Origin of the sequence: Microlunatus phosphovorus NM-1 (genome assembly GCF_000270245.1) — a bacterium.
Taxonomy (GTDB): Bacteria; Actinomycetota; Actinomycetes; order Propionibacteriales; family Propionibacteriaceae; genus Microlunatus; species Microlunatus phosphovorus.
Window position 1 is genome coordinate 4,200,300 of record NC_015635.1, and the last position, 18,092, is coordinate 4,218,391.

Sequence of the window (18,092 nt, forward strand, 5' to 3'; positions counted from 1 at the left end):
CCGGGCCCTATTGTGCAGGTGTGGGCTCTCTGGATGCGCTGTTCGAACGACTGGTCGACGATGCCGCGGTCTTCCCGCCCGGCAATGCGGCCGTCAGCGACGCCGTCGACGAGCATCGGGTTCACCGGTCCGCCGGGTACGCGCCGCTGATCGGCCCGCTGGTGTTGCCCGACACCGAGCTGGCCACAGCATCCCGAGCCGCCCGCGACTCGGCTCCGGATGGTACGCCGCTGCCGATCAGCGTGGTGATCACCAGCGGCGCCGGCGGGCTGACGGCGCTGGCCCGCCGGGACCTGCCGGGCCTGCAGGTGGTGGCCACCGAGATCGCCTTGCGCGACCTGGCTGATCTGCGCGGCAACGCGCAGCGAGTGGTGGCGGCTGCGCAGGAGTTCGACCCGGACGAGGTCGCCATCTTCGTGGAATTGCCGTTCCAGCCCGGTTGGGTCGCGGCGATCGAGGTGATCGAGGCGGCCGGGCTGTCGGGAAAGATCCGGACCGGCGGGGTGGTGCCGGACGCGTACCCGACGGCCGACCAGCTGGCCGAGCAGCTCTCGGAGCTGATCGAGGCCGATCTGCCGTTCAAGGCGACCGCCGGGCTGCACCGAGCCTGGCCGAACCGGATCCTCAATGAGCGCGGCGAGACCCTGCACCAGCACGGGTTCTTGACCGTGCTGATGGCCGTCGAGGCGCTGGTCGACGGAGCCGGCACCGACCAGGCGGCCGAGCTGTTGCGGCTGGACGACCCCGGCCGGATCTACGCCGCGCTGAGCGACTGGGATGATGCGACCGTGACCCGAGTCCGGCGGCGATTCCGCAGCTTCGGCTGCTGCGGGGTCACCGACCCGGTCCAGGACCTGGTCACACTAGGGTTGCTCACCGGATTGGAGTCCGTGCGATGAGCTGGTTCGAGGTCGCACCGGGAGCGCCGTTCGGCGCCGAGGAACTGCCGTACGGGATCTTCACCACCCCCGATTCCGAGGTTCGCCGGGTGGGTGTCGCGATCGGTGACCAGGTGCTCGACCTGTCTGAGATGGCGCATTCCGCGGGGCTGGAAGGCGAGGTGTTCCAGCAGCCCACCCTGAATCCGCTGATGTCGCTGGGGCCTGAAGCCTGGGCCGAGGCGCGCCACCTGCTGCAGGCGCTGCTGACCGAGGAGTCCGGTCGGGAGATCGTCGAGCCACATCTGCGGCCGGCCGGGAGCGTGCAACTGCACCTGCCGATCGAGGTGGCCGACTATGTCGACTTCTACGCCAGCGAATATCACGCCACCAATGTCGGACGGATCTTCCGTCCCGGAGGCGCGCCGCTGACACCGAACTGGAAGCACCTGCCGATCGGCTATCACGGCCGGGCGGGCACCGTAGTGCCGACCGGTACGCCGGTGGTACGACCGAATGGGCAACGAAAGGCACCGGACCAGGAGGAGCCGACTTTCGGGCCCAGCCGCCGGCTCGACATCGAGGCGGAGCTGGGCTTCGTGGTCGGTGTCGGATCGACCCAGGGCGTACCGGTCGGTGTCGATGCCTTCGCCGAGCACGTCTTCGGGGCGGTGCTGCTCAACGACTGGTCGGCACGGGATCTGCAGGCCTGGGAGTATGTGCCGCTCGGTCCGTTCCTGGGCAAGAGCTTCGCCACCTCGATCTCGGCCTGGGTGCTGCCGCTGGCCGCCCTGGATGCGGCGCGTTGCCCGCTGCCGCCGCAGGAGCCGCAACTGCTGGACTATCTGCGCGGTGAGGTGAGCGGCTATGCGATCGAGGTCGAGGTCTGGATCAACGGCTATCTGGTGAGCACCTGCCCGTACGCGTCGATGTACTACTCCCCCGCCCAGATGCTGGCCCATCTGACCAGCAACGGCGCCTCGCTGCGCACCGGCGATCTGTTCGGCTCGGGCACCATCTCAGGCCCGGCAGCTGAGCAGCGCGGGTCGCTGCTGGAGCTGACTTGGAACGGCTCGGAGCCGCTGCTGCTCGGCGGTGAGGAACGAACCTTCCTCGCCGACGGGGACGAGGTCGTGCTGCGCGGCCGGGCGCCGGGCGGGCCGAACGGCGGCGTCATCCGGCTGGGCGAGGTGTCCGGTCGGATCACCCCGGCTCCGACCAGCTAGCCGGTGCAGAGACACAACAAGCTGCTGGCTCAACCCCCGATGTCGGGGATGAAGCAGCAGCTTGTTGGTGAGGATCGCTATCTGGTCCGGATCACTTGGGTTCTGGCGACCAGATCGTGCAGTGCTTGGCGTCTGGGGTTGGTCAGCGGGAGCACGACATCGGCGATTCGGACCACGATCAGCAGCGCGTACGTGTTCGGGAGAGTCCAGCAGAGTGCTCGAAAGACGACGGCCGACCAGCTGAGCTTCTCGGTGCTCCGCCCCTGGTCGACCGGGACCACCCGCAGACCGACGATCATCTTGCCCGGGGTGGCGCTCCGCCAACGCACGAAAGCCACCAGATAGAGCGTGTGCAAACCGAACGTCACCGCAAGCAGGATCAACTGGTCGGTGGCGGAGATGAACGTCGAAACGTCTGGCTGAGGCGGCATCGGCAGGCCCTGCTCGGCAGCGCGGAACGACTCGCGGAAGAAGTCACCCACGGTCTGTGCCATCCGCAGATAGATCGGCATCGCCAGCAACGCCGCGACAGTGCTGACGAGCACCGCGTCGATCACGATGGCCAGGGCACGCGACCACCAGCCGGCCAACGGCACCCCGTCGGCGGTCGTCGCGATCGGCTTGAATCCGTACGGCTGTGCATAGCCGGGCTGCCCGTACGGCTGCTGACCGTACTGTTGTGGCGGGTACTGCTGTGGTGGATACGGCTGTTGGCCAGCGGGCTGCTGCGGTTGTCCGTAGGACTGTTGCCCGGAGGGCAGTTGGCCAGGTGATTGGGAGGTTCCCGGCGGCGCGTAGCCGGGCGGGCCGGCCGGCGGCGCCGGATTGTCGATCGGCCGAGTGTTCCGGGACCACTGCCAGCCGTCCCAGTAGCGCTCGTTGGCGGGGTTGACCGGATCGGGATACCAGCCGCTGGGTGCGGCATGACGCCCCGGCGGAACCGGCGGCGAACCTACGGGGATCTCAGACACCCTCCCAATCTACAGAGTGCCCTGTCCCCATCGGTTTCGCTCGATCTTGTCGGATCTGCTCTATCTGTAGATCGAGCGACGCCTACAAGATCGAGCAGATCCGGGTCTGGGCTAGGTTGCTTGCAGAGGGACCGGTCACAGATTGCCGCGGCGTTCCTGCTCCCGCTCGATGGCTTCGAACAGGGCCTTGAAGTTGCCCTTGCCGAAGCCGAGCGAGCCGTGCCGCTCGATCAGCTCGAAGAACACCGTCGGCCGGTCGCCGATCGGTCGGGTGAAGATCTGCAGCAGATAGCCGTCCTCGTCCCGGTCGACCAGGATGCCGCGCTCCTGCAGGGTCTCGATCGGCACCCGGACCTCGCCGATCCGAGCCCGCAACTCGGGATCGGTGTAGTAGGAGTCCGGCGTGTTCAAGAACTCGACGCCGGCTGCCCGGAGAGTGTCCACCGCCGCCACGATGTCGTCGGTGGCCAACGCCAGGTGCTGAGCGCCCGGGCCGTCGTAGAACTCCAGGAACTCGTCGATCTGGCTCTTCTTCTTGGCGATCGCCGGCTCGTTGAGCGGGAACTTCACCCGATGGTTGCCACTCGCCACGACCTTGCTCATCAGTGCCGAGTAGTCGGTGGCGATGTCATCACCGATGAACTCCGCCATGTTCGTGAAGCCCATCACCCGGTGATAGAACTCCACCCACTCGTCCATCCGGCCCAGCTCGACGTTGCCGACCACGTGGTCCAACGCCCAGAACACCGGCTGCCGGTCGCCCACCAACGTGTCCTCGTACGCGACGAAGCCCGGCAGATAGGGACCGTCATAGCGCGACCGGTCGACCAGGCTGTGCACGGTGTCGCCGTACGCGGCGATGGTGGCCGTGCGTATGGTGCCGTGTTCGTCGGTCACGTCGTGCGGCTCGACCAGCACCCTGGCCCCCACTTTGATGGCGTGGGCGACGCAGACGTCCACATCGGGCACCTCCAGGCTGATGTCGGACACTCCGTCGCCGTGCGCCCGATGATGATCATGGAGCGGACTGTCCGGCGCCACTCCACCCATGATCACGAACCGGCACCCGCCGGAGGTGAGGACGTACGCCTTGTGGTCGCGCTGACCAGTCTCCGGACCGGAATAGGCGACCAGCTTCATCCCGTACGCGGTCCGATAGTGCAGCGCAGTCTGGGTGGCATTCCCGACGATCCAGACGACGGCGTCCCAGCCAGTTACCGGGAAGGGGTCATGGGATGCGTCGTATTCAACGAGCCCGACCAGCTGACGCAGTTGCTCCGCGTCCAGGTGAGCGAGCTTCTCTTCATTGGTCAGCACAGCATCGGTGAGCACATCGGTCATAGTCGAATGATGCGAAGACGTGACAACCTGCGCAATCAAGACCTGCCAGACTAGACAACCTGATCAGCGCGACTCAAGTTCGAGCCGAACAGGAGGAGCAGGATGACCACTGAGACGCCCATCACACTGGATCGGCTCGATCGGGCCATCGTCGCGCTGTTCACTGAGGAGCCACGGATCGGGGTGCTGGAGGCGAGCCGGCGGCTTCGAGTCGCGCGGGGCACCGTGCAGGCCCGGCTGGACCGGATGGAGCGGACCGGCGTGATCACCGGGTGGGGGCCGGACATCTCCCCGGAGGCGATCGGCTACCTGGTGACGGCGTTCGTCACCATCCAGATCACCCAGCACACCGGCCGACAGGCCTTCACCGAGCGCATCGCGGCGATTCCCGAGGTGCTGGAGTGCTGGACGATCACCGGCAGCGGTGACCTCTGGTGTCGGATCGTGGCCCACAACAACGCCGATCTGCAGCGGGTGATCGACCGGATGGTCAGCGAGGACTGGGTGGTTCGTTCCTCGACGCTGATCGGCTTGTCGGAGGCCATCCCCTATCGGACCGGTCCCCTGATCAACGAGGGGGCGGGTGGTGGGTAGAGATAAGGGGGTGGGTGGTGGGTAGAGATAAGGGGGTGGGTGGTGGATAGAGACCAGGGGGTGGGTGGTGGGTAGAGACGCAGCGCTGGAGCCAGGGTGAGCACACCAACACAGCTCGGCCGCCATCAGTTGATCCGCCGGATCGGTGCCGGCGCCTTCGCCACCGTCTGGCTGGGCCACGATCCCGAGTTCGACGTCGCCGTCGCGATCAAGGTGCTGGCCGACAACTGGGCCGCCGATCCCGGCATCCGAGAGCGCTTCTTGTCCGAAGCCCGGTTCCTGCGCCGGATCAGGGACCGTCGCGTTGTCCACGTCTATGACATCGGCACGCTCGATGACGGACGGCCGTACTTCGTCATGGACTATCTGGACGGCGGATCACTGGAGGATGTGCGGATCAGCCGGGTAGACCCGGCAAAAGCGCTCAGGCTCTGCGCGGAAGCGGCCCGCGGTCTGGAGGTGCTGCACCGCCACCATCTGGTGCACCGCGATGTGACGCCGGGCAACCTGCTGCTCAGCAACCGACCGGACGGGACGGGGACGGTCGTGGTCGCCGACCTCGGGGTGGCCCGCTCCGTCGTCGACTCCTCGAGCGGGTCGATGATCGTCGGTACGCCGTCCTACATGGCGCCCGAGCAGGCAGGCTCCAGCGCTGTCGACCACCGTGCCGATGTGTACGCGTTGTGCGCGGTCGCCTATGCGCTGCTCACCGGTTCTCCTCCCTACCGGGTGGAAAGGGTGACCGACCTGCTCACGCGCCCCGCGACCGCCGAGCCGGCGCCGATCGCCGCAGAACTCCGCGCACCCGCGACCTTGGACGGATTGTTCCGCTCCGGTCTGGCCACCGATCCGCATCGGCGCCCGCCGACCGCGGCAATCCTGGCCGACGCCTTCGACCAACTCGCGGATGCTCTGGAGGGTCGGGAACCTGTGGCGGCTCAGCCGGCGCCTGGGGTCGAGCCCTCGGCCGTTCCCGTCGAGCTACCCCCGTCGACCGATGGGCACACGATCGCGTTGGCCTCGGATCCGGCTCCGCCGGTGTCTCCCGCTGCACCGCCACCGGCTCTCGCGAAACCCGCCCGGACGGCGACCTTCTACATCGGCATGACCGTGCTGGCGGTGGTCGTGTTCGCCGTGTTCGTGGCGATCGTGATCGGGTTCACTCTGTAGCGGTGCAGGAAAGTTGCCTCTCAATGCTGCGGCACGCCGGTGAAGGGCCCCTCAGGGCCAGCGCGGGGCGACTTTTCCGCGCTCCCCAGCTTCACCTTGAAGATCGGGTGACCGCCCACTGCCGGATGTGGTCGATCCGCTCCTGCAGCTCCTCCGCGCTGGCCACTGCCGACGGCGGTCCTCCGCAGGCGCTGCGCAGCTCGGCATGGATCGCCCCGTGCGGACGATCGGTGCGGTGATGCCAGGCAGCAACCAAGCCGTTCAGCTCCTTGCGCAGGTCCCGGAGCTGCTGGTGGGTGCTCCGGTCCGCCGATTCGGCACGCGGGCTGCGCTGCGCATGATCGGCCTGCCGTCGCCGCAGCAGGTCCTTCACCTGATCCGGCTCCAGCAACCCGGGAAGCCCCAGATAGTCCTGCTCCTCCGCGCTGCCCGCCTGCGCGGTCAGGCCGAAGTCGGCACCGTCGAACACCACTCGGTCGAAATCGGCCTCACTGCCGAGCGCGGCAAACGTGCCCTCAGGCAGGTCGGCCTCGGTCTCGGTCCGCTCGGCCGCCTCCAGCAGCGCTGCCTCGTCCGGCTCGGACTTGGGCGCCAACACGTGGTCGCGCTCTCGCTCCATCTCGGCAGCGAAGCTGAGCAGCAGCGGGACACTCGGCACGAACACCGACGCCGTCTCGCCGCGCGCCCGGGCTCGGACGAACCGGCCCACGGCCTGGGCGAAGAAGAGCGGGGTCGAGGTGGTGGTCGCATAGACCCCCACCGCGAGCCGGGGCACATCCACACCCTCCGACACCATCCGAACCGCCACCATCCACCGCTGGTCGCCCGCGGCGAATTTGGTGATCTTCTTGCCGGCACCGGTGTCGTCGCTGAGCACCACCACGGGCATCTTCCCGGTGATGGCCTTGAGCAGGTCCGCATAGGCCCGGGCACTCGTCTGGTCGGTGGCGATCACCAGACCGCCGGCATCGGGCATGTGCTGCCGCACCTCGGTCAGCCGGGTGTCCGCCGCCCGCAGCACCGCCGAGATCCAGGAGCCGTGCGGGTCGAGCGCGGTCCGCAATGCCTGCGCGGCGAGGTCCTTGGTCATCGGCCCGCCGAGCCGGGCGTGCACCTCATCGCCGGCGCTGGTTCGCCACTGCATGTCGCCGGAGTAGGCCATGAACAACACCGGGCGGACGATCGCATCGGCCAATGCTTCCGCGTACCCATAGGTGAAGTCGGCGACCGAACGGAGACCGCCATCCCCCATCGGCTCGTACCGGACGAAGGGAATCGGGTTGGTGTCGGAGCGGAACGGCGTACCGGTCAGCATCAGCCGCCTGGTTGCCGGGTCGAACGCCTCGCGTACCGATTCGCCCCACGAGAGTGCGTCTCCTGCATGGTGGATCTCGTCCAGGATGACCAGCGTCTTGAACCCCTCGACCCTGATCCGCAGGGCGAGCGGATTGGCGGCCACGCCCGCGTACGTCAGCGCGATCCCCTTGAAGTCCTTGGCGGCCTTGCCCTGGCGGACGCCGAACTGCGGGTCGATGGCGATGCCTACTCGGTCAGCGGCCTCGGCCCACTGGGTCTTCAGATGCTCGGTGGGCGCGACGATCACGATCCGATCGACGGCTCGCTTGGCGAGCAGGTTGGCGGCCACGGTGAGAGCGAGCGAAGTCTTGCCAGCGCCCGGTGTGGCGACGGCCAGGAAGTCGCGTTGCGGCTGATCGAAGTACTGCTGCAAGGCGGCGGCCTGCCAGGCCCTCAGCTTGGTCGCCGTGCCCCAGGCCGCCCGGTCCGGGAACGCAGGCGGCAGCCCCGTGGTGCTGAAATCCGTCACATTCGGATCGAGGGTCTGCCTGGTCACCGGCGCGAGTGTAGTCCGGCGCACCGCCACTTCCGAGTCACCGGGGCCGGTACGACTCGTTGTTGACGGGACCGATCCGCAGCGAGCTGAGGGTGGCGAGCAGACCAACCACGACCATCGCGGCGAGCAGCGCGCCGAAGGTGATCGACAGCTCCGTACGGTCGTGCAATGCGGCGAAGATCGAGCCGGCAACACCGACGAACAGACCCGAGCCGAGGGCATCACCGACGTTGAGCGAGGCCCCGTTGCGGCCCTGTTCTGCGGCCGGAGTGAGGGTCATCACCGCCAGTCCGGTGCTCGCGGTCGCCAGTCCCATGCCGAATCCGCCGAACAGCCAGCCGACGCCGACGAGCCCGAACCACAGCCCCGGCGACAGCGCGACTACCAAACACACGGCGATGCCGAGGCAGACCGACAAGGTGCCGTACGTGATCAGCCGGTCCCGGCGGACCGGCAACCAGGACTGGGACTGCAACCAGGAGGCGACTGTCCAGCCGATCGCGCCGATGGTCAGCATCGCACCGGCGAGTACCAGTGGTACGTGTCGTTGCTCCACCAGCATCAGCGGCAGGAACGACTCGGCGCCGAAGAACGCTCCGGGCAGCAGGGCGCGTACCCAGATCACCGCCGGCAGCCCATGGCGCCAACGCAAGAAGCCCGGCGGCATCAGCCGCGGCAGGGCGACCAGCAGACCTGCGATGCCGGCACCGAGCAGTCCGACAGCAATCAAGTCGAGTCGCTGACCGGCCAGCTGAATCGCCGCTGCGGCCAGCGCGACCACCCCCGCAGCCCAGAGCGGCGCAGGCTTCGGCCGGTTGGCGCGCTGCGGCAAGGGGGTGAAGTTCTTGATCAGGTTGATCACCGTCGGCGCGGACACGGCAGCGCCGAACGCGACAAGGGGCAGCACCGCGAAGAACACCCAGTGCCAACTGAAGGTCTCGGTGATCCAAGCGGAGATCGGCGGCCCGACAAAGGCCGGCAGCACCCAAGCAGTAGAGATGTAGGTGAACATCCGCGGCCGCTGACGGGCGTCGAAGGCATGCGCGATGAGGACGAACGAGGCCGTGTTCATCACACCACTGCCCAGGCCCTGGATCAGCCGCCCGCCGACCAGCTGCAGCATGCTCCCGGCGGTGCCCGCGACCACCAAGCCGAGAGCGAAGATCGCCAGCCCGACGAACAGCGGCTTGCCGGGTCCGATCCGATCGCTCAGCCGGCCAGCCACCACGGTCGCGAACAGCATGCCGATCAAGAACAGTGAGAACGACCAGGCGTAGTAGTCCAGTCCGTCAAGATCCCGAGCCGCCACCGGCATGGCCGTGGCCACCGCGATCGACTCGAACGCGATCGCGACCACGCAGGTGCAGATGCCGATGGCCAGCGCCCGCCGGGAAACAGGCACGGCGCCGGACTCGTCGGGGGGCGTCGTCGGCTCAGGTTGATCGGTGGACATCCGGCCCATCCCATCACTTCGGTCACCGGGTTGTCAGATCGATTGCTCAAAGTCGAGCCCTGCCATGTCTGATGTCCCGCCGACTGATGCAGTGGCTACCGCGGACGGGCTCGGCTTCCTAGACTGGCCACGTGACCCAGCAGCAGCTCAGCCCCGGTGCAGAGACGATCCTCGACGAGCGGACCGAGTTTCGAGTCGACGAGGGCGACCACGAGCGGTTCTCGCACTACGTGCCCAAGGACAAGCTGACTGAGGCCATGGTGATGGGCACGCCGGTCGTCGCGCTCTGCGGCAAGGTCTGGGTGCCCAGCCGCGACCCGCAACGCTTCCCGGTCTGCCCTGAGTGCAAGGAAATCTGGGAGGGCCTGCCGGTCGGCGGCAAGGGTAAGGGTGGCAAGGGCGGTAAAGGCGGCAAAGGAAACGACGGTTCCGGCGATTCCTGAGCCCAGGCTGCCCGCGACGTCACGGCGAGGTTCAGGCCGTGTCGTCGCTGGGTCGAGTCTCAGCAGAAAGCGCCATACACCTGCCGGGCCATCGCATTGCCGCGCGGCGGCTCGACGGCACAGTTGACCGTCCCGAGTGCCGGATTGGCCTCGGCGGTGAACCGCCACCGCTGCTCTTGGTCCGAGCACTCCACAACGACATCTGCGGTGAGCAGCCCCGAGGCGCGATAGAGCACGAAAGTGCCGGTCGAATTGAACGGGCGCTTGTTGGTGTCGAGTCCGGTGTCCGGCGGCTCAGGGCGGTTCAGCAGCACCGTGTGCTTGGACGACTTCTCGATCATCCCCGCGATCTTGGTCAGCGTCGCCTCGTCGTCGATCGTGGTCGTGCCGTCGGGTGACACCAGTGCAGCAGCGGTGAAGTCCGTCTGTTCCCGGGTGCCAGGCGTCAGCGTGCGACCGTCGGAGACCACGGTGACGACCTCCGTGGTGCGTCGTGGCTCCACCACCGACTTCTCGATCCGGAGCGGCGTGACCGAAGTACAGGAAGCGGGCGCCACGGTGACCGCATCGCTCGCGGTGCCGGTCGGCATCCCGGAAGCATCCGGCGACGCGCCCGGGGTGGCCGACGAGCCAGGTGTGGCGGTGCCATCCGCAGGAGTGCCGGACATCTCCGGGCTGGCTGAGTCGCCAGGTGAAGCCGAACTGGAAGCGCTGGCGGTGGAGCTGGCGGACGGCGAGATCGGTGACTCGCTCCGGCCGCAGGCGGCCAGCACCAGGCTCGCTGGCACGAGCATGGCTGCGGCAAGCACGCTCGCAAGCCTTATCGGCCGCCCGATGCGGCGTCTCTCCGAGGCGATCGGCATACTGCGGAGCCTAGGGCCCGGATCTGCTCGCCGGCGATACGGGTCACTCGAAAGCGTCAACACTCTCCTGAGAGGCTCCGCCCATGACGGTGTTCCACGGTCGCGCTCCTGAGAGGCTCCGCCCATGACCCACATCCTCTATCTCCTTCGGCACGCCAAGTCGGCGTGGGATCAGCCGCTCCCTGATCACGATCGTCCACTGGCCGCCCGCGGCATCAGGGACGCCACGGAAGCCGGGAAGCTGCTCGCTCGGCAAGGCTGGCAACCGGATCTGGTGCTGTGCTCGACCGCCGTCCGGACCCGACAGACCTGGCAGTTGGCCACCGAAGCCGGCGCTACTGCAGGCGAGGTCCGCTACAGCGAGGAGATCTATGAGGCCTACACCGACGAACTGCTCGACCTCGTGCAACAGACCCCGGAAGAGTTCGGCAGCCTGATGCTCATCGGTCACGGCCCGGGACTCCCCGATCTCGCCGACCTGCTCGGCACCCGCCCCGAACCGCGCGATGCCTGGGCTCGGATGGACCGGAAATACCCCACCTCCGGCCTGGCGGTGCTGCGTATTCACGGACCCTGGGCCGACGCCGAATCGGCCGACCTGGTCGCCTTCGAAGTGCCGCGCGGCTAGGCGTCCGTCGGACGCGAGTCGCGGAAAAGTAGCCGCACTCGCCAGCGAGCGAGCACGACACGCCGAGCGACACAGCAGTCGGGGCGACTTCACCGCAGACCGCCCCGTGACGCGAGCGCCTCGTGCGTGACACGCACCACATAGTTCGGGTCGGTGGTCAGCATCCTCCAGGTGAACCGCAGCACCAGCCAGCCGTCCAAGATGAGGGCGTTCTGTCGCAACCGATCCGACTCGAACACCTCGGGCTTGGAGTGATATCGCCAGCCGTCTACCTCGCCGGCGATCCGCTCACGTTGGAAGGCGATGTCCAGGTAGTAGGTGCCGGCGCCGGGAAGAATCAGCTCCTTGTTGGCGACCCAACCCGTGATACCGGCTTGGCGATAGAGCCGATGAGCGAGGCGTTCGGCCTTCGACCAGGGATCGGCTCGCGAGTCCAACATCACCTTCCATCGCTCAGTATTGCCCCGTCTGTGAGCTGTCAGCCGCAATGCCTCCCGTAGCGTCTCCAATGTCACCTGTTTGCTGCCGAGCGCAATGTCGATCGGCTCGGTGAAGTCGTAGGTTGCGAGATCGATTGCAGTGAGCGACGGGGCAGTGACAGGCACACTGTTGCAGCGCTGCACCAGCTCAGGCGGCACTCGCCATCTCGTGAACTCGAACCCCGGCTGCGGGCGGTGCCGAAATGGGGAAGCAACCTGAATCGTCGATCCGAGCTTCACATCGGTCCAGTAGGTCAATGCCGCCGCGCCCCGGCCCCGGATGACGGCATCAGCGTCCCAACGGGTGACAGCCATCATCCGGATGATCGGGTCCTCGGCGCGGCCACGATCAGCGAAAACGCCGGGCAGGATGCGCGCGATGGCACCGGCCGCGCAGGCGCGGGTCAGGGCGTCGTCGAGCTCTGGATGCTCTCGGCGCAGAATGACTTGCTCGGTGGTCAGCAGGTGCTCGATAGCGTCGTGGTGTCTCATGCCTAGACATTGCGGACGTGAGTGCCATTTCGTCCGGGGTGATCAGCGATCTGTGGACAGCGCTCGACTCACTGCTCAAGCCTGTGGACAACCAGCACCTGCGTCGAACTGGCTCTGTTCCCGCCTTCCGCGCCGCGACACGCCGAGGAGGGACAGGATCGGGGGCACTTTGACGCAGCGCTACTCAAGCGGTGCCATGTCGACGCTGACCTTCATGGTCGAGGACTTCGCCTCGGTGAAGATCACTCCCTTGACCGGGGTCACATCGGCGTAGTCGCGGCCCCAGGCGACGGTCGCATGAGAGGCGTCGATCAGCCGGTTGTTGGTCGGATCGAGATACATCCAACCGTTGCCGGGAATCCAGCAGCCCACCCAGGCGTGCGAGGCATCGGCTCCGACCAAGCGAGGTTTGCCGGGGGGCGGCCGAGTCGCCAGATAGCCACTGACATAGCGGCCGGCGAGTCCCAGGCTGCGCAGCCCGGACACCATCACGTGCGCGAAGTCCTGGCAGACACCGGTGCGCCTTTCCAACAGCTCGGCCACCCGGGTGGACACGGTGGTCGATCCCGATTTGTAGGTGAAGTCGTCGAAGACTCGGTGCATCAGCTCGGTCACCGACTCCCCCACCGGTCGACCCGGCGCGAAGGATCGCTCGGCATAGTCCCGGACGCCGGGAGGGATGTCCACCATCGTCGACGCGAAGACGAAGTCCGTCGCCTGCCACGCCTCGGAGTCAGCGGCCGCAGCCGTCCCTGGCACCAGCGGCCGGCATTCTTCCCAGGGCAGCGCGAGCGCCTCCTCGACATAGACCGGGGAATCGATTTCGACCATCGAGGTAGCGGTCACCACCAGTTCGGTGTGCGGCTCGACCACGTGGAAGTAGGACTTCTGATTGCCATAGAGGTCAACGTGACCGAATAGATCCGCAGGGGCCGGGTCGATGCTCACCTCATGATCTCCGCAGCGTTGCCAGTCCAGGTTCCGGGGACGCAGGTGGAAGACCCCGTAACTGTCGGTCACCTCGTCGTCGTAGGTGTATGTGGTGGTGTGCTGGACTCGGTATCTCATCGAGACGCACCTCCGGTCCGGTACTTCACCAGGACCCACCTCCGGTGCGATATCTCCCTGCCTCAATGGTCACGCCGCGCCTCCGGCCCTGGTCCGCATCGGCTGCGGTGTCGGCGGCAGCTGCTGATACTGGTCGCGGATCGCGTCTGCCAGGTCCCGCAGCTGGGTCGTCAACCCGGCCAGGAACTCAGCCAACTCCACCCGGTCCGACGCTGCCGACATGGCCCCCAGATCGACCGTCTGCACCTGATGCACCACGGCTTCAGCCAGGCGAACCGGCCGGAGCCTCGCCGAAGTGTTCGGGATCGCCCGCAGGTCTGTCAGGATCCGCTCCAGCTGGTAGGCCACCGATCGGGGGTTACGCGCGTCGGTGACCAGCAACTCGACCGCTGCCTCGACTCGATCCTGGCCGCCATAGCGCCGCCGGAAGGTGACGATCGACTCGGTCGCGGTCAGCACCGTCTCGACGACCAATCGCTCGGTGTCCCAGGGTCGCTCCTCACACACCGTCGCCTGCAACAGCGCCAGCACCTGCAGCGCCCGCTCCAGCCCGCGACCGGTGTCCAGCAGATACCAGCCTGCGTCACGAACCATGTTCTCGCTGACGATTCCCGCCAGCGCCAACAGCCCGGAGAGGATCCGCTCGCCGGTATCCACCAGCAGCAAACCCTGGTCGTCGGGGCTCGCAGCCAGCGTCGCACTCGCCCGGTCCATGTCGGCAAGCACCATCCAGACGTCCTCGGACAGCTGATCACGAACCCCCTGTGCAGCGAGCAACAGCGCGGCCAGCGACTGCCCCGCGGTGCCGAGCCGCGACCTGTCCAGCAGCAGCGCCCGAAACTCGGGCATCATCGGGCAGCCCTCCGCCAGGAAGCCCGGATAAGCGGTCGAAGTGGTGGTGATGGCCCGCAGCAGCACTTGCAGCGCGCCCCGGGAACCAGGGTCCAGATCGGTCTCCAGGGCGGTCGCCCTGGTCGCCAGGATGAGCCGCAACAGGTCTTCGGCCCGCTCGGCATAGCGCCCGAACCAGAACAGATCGGAGAGCACCCGGGGCACCATCGCGGCCGTCGTGGCGTCCGCCACCGCAAGCTGGTCGACCTCTCGCGACATCCGGATCGTGGTCTGGCCCTTGGCGACGACCGGATGCTCACTCACCACCCAGACGTCCTTGGCGATCCCCCCGCCGGCCGCGGTGACCAGCAGACCGCGCGACTCGTCTGCGTCGTCGCTGACCCGGGCGAGACCACCCAGCATGGCGGCGTACGACGAGCCGTCGCGGACCGCGAACGAGCGCAACACGACGTTGCGCGGCAGCAGCCGGCCACCGATCGCGGTTGGCGCGGAGGACAGCTGAAGCACCTGCTGGCCGACGTAGCGGTGCGGCGCCGCCGCGATCATCGCGATCACCTTCTCCCGCTCGGCTCGCGACAGAGCTATCCCACGGACGCTGCGACCGTGCCCCCGACTGATCGGCCGAACGACCAGCTCATCCAGATGCTGGGTCACGTAGCGCATCCCGTCGGCATCGCCGCACCACCAGGTCTGCACCGAGGACAGTCGCAGCGACTGTCCCAGCAGCCGCTCGCACAGCTGTGGTAGGTACGGCATCAGCGCCGGGTTCTCGACGATGCCGGAGCCGATCGCATTGACGACCGACACCGTTCCCCGGCGAACGCACTCGACCAAGCCGGCCACACCGAGTCGCGACCCGGGCCGCAGCTCCAATGGGTCGGTCCAGATCGAGTCGACCCGACGCAGGATGACGTCGACCTCCTCGAGCTTACCCAGCACTCGCATCCAGACCCTGCCGTCGCGCACGGTGAGGTCACCGCCCTCGACCAGTGGAAAGCCGAGCAGCGAGGCGAGAAACGCCTGGTCGAAGGCCGTCTCGGACATCGATCCCGGGCTCAGCACCACGACCCGCGGGCTCTCCACCTGGGCCGGCGCGGCGTCGATCAAGGCGGACCGCATGGCTTGGAAGAACGGGGTCAGTCGGTGCAGGTGGGCGGCGTGATAAAGCTCCGGCATCACCCGCGAGACGACCCGGCGGTTCTGCATCGCATACCCGGCGCCCGATGGTGCCTGGGTCCGGTCGGACATCACCGTCCACTGCCCCGACGCGTCACGGCCGAGATCCACCGCGACCATGAACAGCGACGGGGCGGCGCTGTGCTCACCTACCAGCGCTCGGAGATACTCCTCGTGGTCGAGCACCGCAGGCACAGGGAGGTGTCCGCCGGCCAGCAGCCGTTGCGCTCCGTAGAGATCGGCGACGATCGCGTCCAACAGCTCAGCCCGCTGCACCACCCCGGCCTCCACCGCCGACCACTCCCGCTCGGCAAGCACCAACGGCAGCGGATCGAGTTGCCAGGGCTCCGGCTCCGCGAGCGGCGTTGCCGAGTCGGGACCCGCCGGCCGACCCGGCGGGGCGATGGTCGCATCGACGAAGGTGGTGGTGGAAGCCGGACCGGAGATATAGCTGACGCCGTCATCCTCGAGCAGCCGTACGACCTCGGCCCGAGCGCGCTCGAGGTCGACCGGACCAAAGGATTCCAAGCCCTGGGCCAGTCCCCGCCAGCCGTCCCGGACGCCCGATGGGCCGGCGAACTCGTCGTACGACGGCGCCGGGACCGCGAACATGTCCGGCTGGATCTTGCGATCCAGATAGCGCTGCAGCACCGTCATCGTCGGCGGTCCGTCAGTAGTGGTGATGGTCAGTAGCGATAGTGGTCAGCCTTGTACGGCCCCTGGACCGGCACGCCCAAGTAGTCGGCCTGAGTCTGGGTCAGCTCGGTGAGGTGGACACCGAGCGCCGCCAGATGCAGCCTCGCCACCGCCTCGTCGAGCTTCTTGGGCAGCGTGTAGACACCCACCGGATAATCCGTCGTCTTGGTGAACAGCTCGATCTGCGCGAGCACCTGATTGGTGAAGGAGTTGCTCATCACGAAGCTGGGGTGACCGGTGGCATTGCCGAGGTTCATCAGCCGGCCCTCGCTGAGCACGATGATCGAGCGCTCGGCGTCGGTGCCGGTGTCGAAGGTCCACAGATCGACCTGCGGCTTGATGTTCGTCTTGACCACGCCCGGAACCCTGGACAGCCCGGCGATGTCGATCTCGTTGTCGAAGTGCCCGATGTTGGACACGATCGCCTGATGCTTCATCCGGCCCATCTGGTCGGCCGAGATGACGTCCAGGCAACCGGTGGCGGTGACATAGATGTCGGCCACCGGCAACGCCTCGTCCAGGGTCACCACCTGATAGCCGTCCATCGCCGCCTGCAAGGCGCAGATCGGGTCGACCTCGGTGATCAGCACCCGAGCACCCTGACCGCGCAGCGAGTCCGCGCAGCCCTTGCCCACGTCGCCGTACCCGCAGACCACCGCAACCTTGCCGCCGATCAGCACATCGGTGGCGCGGTTCAAACCGTCGATCAGGGAGTGGCGGCAGCCGTACTTGTTGTCGAACTTGGACTTGGTCACCGAGTCGTTGACGTTGATCGCGGGGAACAGCAAGGCACCCCGGCGGAACATCTCGTAGAGCCGGTGGACGCCGGTCGTGGTCTCCTCGGTCACGCCCTTGATCGCGTTGGCTATCTCGGTCCAGTCACAGCCCTCGGCGATCGAGCGACGCAACAGCGCGAGCAGCACCCGCAGCTCCTCCGGATCGCTCTCGGCGGGCTCGGGCACCGCGCCCGCCTTGATGTACTCGACGCCCTTGTGCACCAGCAGGGTGGCGTCACCGCCGTCGTCGAGGATCATGTTCGCGAACTCACCGTCCGGCCAGACGAGGATCCGCTCGCTGCACCACCAGTAGTCCTCGATCGTCTCGCCCTTCCAGGCGAAGACCGGCACCCCGGCGGGCCGCTCCGGCGTACCGTCCGGACCGACCACCACCGCGGCGGCGGCGTGGTCCTGGGTGGAGAAGATGTTGCACGACGCCCAGCGCACCTCGGCTCCCAGCGCCACCAGCGTCTCGATCAAGACGGCGGTCTGCACGGTCATGTGCAGTGAGCCGGCGATCCGGGCACCGGCCAGTGGCTTGGACTCCCCGAACTGGGCGCGCATCGCCATCAGCCCAGGCATCTCGTGCTCGGCGAGGGTGATCTCCTTGCGTCCGAAATCGGCCAGACCCAGATCCGCCACTTTGTAGTCGAAGGTGGATGCTGCAGGAACCGTCATACCTGGCAGCCTAGGGCGCGCCGCTGACACCCACCAATGCCGGCGCGGGCGTGGGACAGCGTCAGCTGGAGAAGAACAGGCCTCCGAACCCCTTGCGCCGATAGTGCTTGCCGCCCCGGTGACCCCATTCGGGGCCGCTTCCGTACCCAGGTTGTCCATATCCGGGAGCCGGTGGTGGCGGCGCGGCAGCGTAGCGGCTCTCCATCTGGGTGAGGTGCTCCAGTTCACCGAAGTCGAGGAAGACGCCGCGGCAACTCATGCACTGTTCGATATGCACGCCGTTGCGGTCAAAGGTCCGCATGGTGCCACGACACTTCGGACAGACCATGGCTCCCGGCTGGCCCCCGCCCGGGTTGTACGGCTCGTAGGCGGGCATCGGGTCGTTGGTCATGAGTGGAGCCTCTCGGGAGTGCAGGAGTGATTCTGGGCGACGTGCCTGCGAGTAAAGCGAGCAGG

16 protein-coding genes are annotated in these 18,092 nt (G+C 67.4%); 6 read left to right on the forward strand and 10 right to left on the reverse strand.

The window, feature by feature from the left end; genetic code table 11:
- The first annotated feature begins 20 nt into the window (after positions 1-20).
- The gene (locus MLP_RS18860; RefSeq protein ID WP_013864757.1) at positions 21-899 is read left to right on the forward strand and encodes a hypothetical protein; all 879 of its coding nucleotides are present in this window, start codon (positions 21-23) and stop codon (positions 897-899) included.
- Positions 896-2,104 carry a fumarylacetoacetase gene (fahA, locus tag MLP_RS18865; RefSeq protein ID WP_013864758.1) on the forward strand — a complete coding sequence of 403 codons (1,209 nt, stop codon included), beginning with the start codon at positions 896-898 and terminating at the stop codon, positions 2,102-2,104. The genes MLP_RS18860 and fahA overlap by 4 nt, the downstream gene beginning before the upstream one ends.
- Before the next feature lie 77 nt (positions 2,105-2,181).
- Here fahA and MLP_RS18870 read toward each other — a convergent pair whose 3' ends face one another.
- Positions 2,182-3,075 (reverse strand): RDD family protein, encoded by an 894-nt coding sequence (locus MLP_RS18870; protein WP_013864759.1) that lies wholly within the window; start codon positions 3,073-3,075, stop codon positions 2,182-2,184.
- 135 nt (positions 3,076-3,210) lie between these two features.
- On the reverse strand, positions 3,211-4,416 hold the full coding sequence (hppD, locus tag MLP_RS18875) for a 4-hydroxyphenylpyruvate dioxygenase (protein WP_013864760.1): 1,206 nt from the start codon (positions 4,414-4,416) through the stop codon (positions 3,211-3,213).
- A 102-nt stretch (positions 4,417-4,518) separates the two neighbouring features.
- Here hppD and MLP_RS18880 point away from each other — a divergent pair, with 102 nt between their 5' ends.
- Together MLP_RS18880 and MLP_RS18885 are read left to right on the forward strand one after the other, a co-directional pair.
- The gene (locus MLP_RS18880; protein ID WP_013864761.1) at positions 4,519-5,010 is read left to right on the forward strand and encodes an Lrp/AsnC family transcriptional regulator; all 492 of its coding nucleotides are present in this window, start codon (positions 4,519-4,521) and stop codon (positions 5,008-5,010) included.
- Between the two features lie 96 nt (positions 5,011-5,106).
- Positions 5,107-6,180, forward strand: a complete 1,074-nt coding sequence (locus MLP_RS18885) for a serine/threonine-protein kinase (protein WP_013864762.1) — start codon at positions 5,107-5,109, stop codon at positions 6,178-6,180.
- A gap of 91 nt (positions 6,181-6,271) precedes the next feature.
- On the opposite strand, the gene MLP_RS18890 is transcribed toward MLP_RS18885, so the two are convergent.
- Positions 6,272-8,032, reverse strand: coding sequence for a DEAD/DEAH box helicase (locus MLP_RS18890; RefSeq protein WP_456237767.1), 1,761 nt, complete (start codon positions 8,030-8,032; stop codon positions 6,272-6,274).
- A gap of 37 nt (positions 8,033-8,069) precedes the next feature.
- Positions 8,070-9,485, reverse strand: a complete 1,416-nt coding sequence (locus MLP_RS29055) for an MFS transporter (protein WP_231851340.1) — start codon at positions 9,483-9,485, stop codon at positions 8,070-8,072.
- Between the two features lie 131 nt (positions 9,486-9,616).
- On the opposite strand from MLP_RS29055, the gene MLP_RS18900 reads away from it, so the two are divergent.
- On the forward strand, positions 9,617-9,928 hold the full coding sequence (locus tag MLP_RS18900) for a DUF3039 domain-containing protein (protein WP_013864765.1): 312 nt from the start codon (positions 9,617-9,619) through the stop codon (positions 9,926-9,928).
- A 59-nt stretch (positions 9,929-9,987) separates the two neighbouring features.
- On the opposite strand, the gene MLP_RS28110 is transcribed toward MLP_RS18900, so the two are convergent.
- On the reverse strand, positions 9,988-10,791 hold the full coding sequence (locus tag MLP_RS28110; protein WP_156821218.1) for a hypothetical protein: 804 nt from the start codon (positions 10,789-10,791) through the stop codon (positions 9,988-9,990).
- A gap of 124 nt (positions 10,792-10,915) precedes the next feature.
- On the opposite strand from MLP_RS28110, the gene MLP_RS18915 reads away from it, so the two are divergent.
- Complete coding sequence (locus MLP_RS18915) at positions 10,916-11,419, forward strand: SixA phosphatase family protein (protein ID WP_013864768.1); 504 nt, start codon at positions 10,916-10,918, stop codon at positions 11,417-11,419.
- 89 nt (positions 11,420-11,508) lie between these two features.
- On the opposite strand, the gene MLP_RS26635 is transcribed toward MLP_RS18915, so the two are convergent.
- From MLP_RS26635 to MLP_RS18940, 5 genes are all read right to left on the reverse strand, one after another.
- Positions 11,509-12,390: a DUF559 domain-containing protein gene (locus MLP_RS26635; protein ID WP_013864769.1), complete on the reverse strand. Its 882-nt coding sequence runs from the start codon at positions 12,388-12,390 to the stop codon at positions 11,509-11,511.
- Positions 12,391-12,570: 180 nt separating this feature from the next.
- Complete coding sequence (locus MLP_RS18925) at positions 12,571-13,458, reverse strand: transglutaminase family protein (RefSeq protein WP_013864770.1); 888 nt, start codon at positions 13,456-13,458, stop codon at positions 12,571-12,573.
- Between the two features lie 69 nt (positions 13,459-13,527).
- The gene (locus tag MLP_RS18930) at positions 13,528-16,143 is read right to left on the reverse strand and encodes a circularly permuted type 2 ATP-grasp protein (protein ID WP_013864771.1); all 2,616 of its coding nucleotides are present in this window, start codon (positions 16,141-16,143) and stop codon (positions 13,528-13,530) included.
- A gap of 29 nt (positions 16,144-16,172) precedes the next feature.
- Positions 16,173-17,636 carry an adenosylhomocysteinase gene (gene ahcY / locus MLP_RS18935; protein WP_013864772.1) on the reverse strand — a complete coding sequence of 488 codons (1,464 nt, stop codon included), beginning with the start codon at positions 17,634-17,636 and terminating at the stop codon, positions 16,173-16,175.
- A gap of 61 nt (positions 17,637-17,697) precedes the next feature.
- The gene (locus MLP_RS18940) at positions 17,698-18,027 is read right to left on the reverse strand and encodes a TFIIB-type zinc ribbon-containing protein (RefSeq protein WP_013864773.1); all 330 of its coding nucleotides are present in this window, start codon (positions 18,025-18,027) and stop codon (positions 17,698-17,700) included.
- Positions 18,028-18,092 lie beyond the last annotated feature (65 nt).

Excerpts from the sequence above, each read along its gene's own strand:
- fahA (WP_013864758.1), top strand. The coding sequence starts at position 896 with ATGAGCTGGTTCGAGGTCGCACCGGGAGCGCCGTTCGGCGCCGAGGAA.
- hppD (WP_013864760.1), bottom strand. The coding sequence starts at position 4,416 with ATGACCGATGTGCTCACCGATGCTGTGCTGACCAATGAAGAGAAGCTC.
- MLP_RS18880 (WP_013864761.1), top strand. The coding sequence starts at position 4,519 with ATGACCACTGAGACGCCCATCACACTGGATCGGCTCGATCGGGCCATC.
- MLP_RS29055 (WP_231851340.1), bottom strand. The coding sequence starts at position 9,485 with ATGTCCACCGATCAACCTGAGCCGACGACGCCCCCCGACGAGTCCGGC.
- MLP_RS28110 (WP_156821218.1), bottom strand. The coding sequence starts at position 10,791 with ATGCCGATCGCCTCGGAGAGACGCCGCATCGGGCGGCCGATAAGGCTT.
- MLP_RS18915 (WP_013864768.1), top strand. The coding sequence starts at position 10,916 with ATGACCCACATCCTCTATCTCCTTCGGCACGCCAAGTCGGCGTGGGAT.
- MLP_RS26635 (WP_013864769.1), bottom strand. The coding sequence starts at position 12,390 with ATGAGACACCACGACGCTATCGAGCACCTGCTGACCACCGAGCAAGTC.
- MLP_RS18925 (WP_013864770.1), bottom strand. The coding sequence starts at position 13,458 with ATGAGATACCGAGTCCAGCACACCACCACATACACCTACGACGACGAG.
- MLP_RS18930 (WP_013864771.1), bottom strand. The coding sequence starts at position 16,143 with ATGACGGTGCTGCAGCGCTATCTGGATCGCAAGATCCAGCCGGACATG.
- ahcY (WP_013864772.1), bottom strand. The coding sequence starts at position 17,636 with ATGACGGTTCCTGCAGCATCCACCTTCGACTACAAAGTGGCGGATCTG.
- MLP_RS18940 (WP_013864773.1), bottom strand. The coding sequence starts at position 18,027 with ATGACCAACGACCCGATGCCCGCCTACGAGCCGTACAACCCGGGCGGG.